This is a genomic window from Nocardia pneumoniae NBRC 100136 (assembly GCF_000308755.1).
GTDB classification, from domain to species: domain Bacteria; phylum Actinomycetota; class Actinomycetes; order Mycobacteriales; family Mycobacteriaceae; genus Nocardia; species Nocardia pneumoniae.
In genome coordinates this window covers 1-619 of the sequence record NZ_BAGF01000048.1, presented here as the reverse complement: position 1 = coordinate 619, position 619 = coordinate 1, and the positions used below count along the sequence as shown (strand labels likewise).

Below are 619 nucleotides of genomic sequence, written 5' to 3'. Positions count from 1 at the left end.
CACGACCGTCGATCACGGATGCTGTGGACCCCCGTCTGCGGTGTTCGTGCGTATCGCGGTGGGCAACGGGTAGGCGGTAGACGCATCTACTTCGACGAATGGAGGCGTCATGACGGACGTCGACGACGATGTTTATGCAGGCCGCGGACGCCTGCTCCGAATTCCACGTAGCCGAGGAGCCCTCGGCGGGCTCGCGGTGCTACTTCTGGGCGTGTGGGGTGCGCTGATCCCGTTCGTCGGGCCGTACATCAACTTCGCGTTCACTCCGGACGAGCCATGGGTATGGACTGCGGCGCGTGGGTGGCTGCACGTGCTGCCTGGCGTTGCCGCGATCATCGGCGGATTGCTCATGCTGGCAAGCCGCAACCGGCTCGTGGCGAGCTTCGGCGGGTGGCTGGCAGTGGCGGCGGGCTTCTGGTTCGTGATCGGACCGCAATTAGCGGACCCGCTGCGAATCGGGGATGTCGGCGACCCCGTCGCCACCTCCGATCTGAAACGTGCCCTGCTACAACTGGCCTATTTCTATGGTCTCGGTGCGCTGATCCTGTTCTTCGCGGCGGCCTCGCTCGGCCGGTTGTCAGTGCGTAGCGCACGGGACATCGCCTTCGCGCGACGCGAG

At 65.6% G+C, this 619-nt stretch carries 1 protein-coding gene; it reads left to right on the top strand.

Translation table 11 applies throughout. The features are described 5' to 3' along the window. Positions 1-109 precede the first annotated feature (109 nt). On the top strand, positions 110-619 hold a 510-nt coding region (locus ON34_RS14920), incomplete at its 3' end, for a hypothetical protein (protein WP_040779809.1).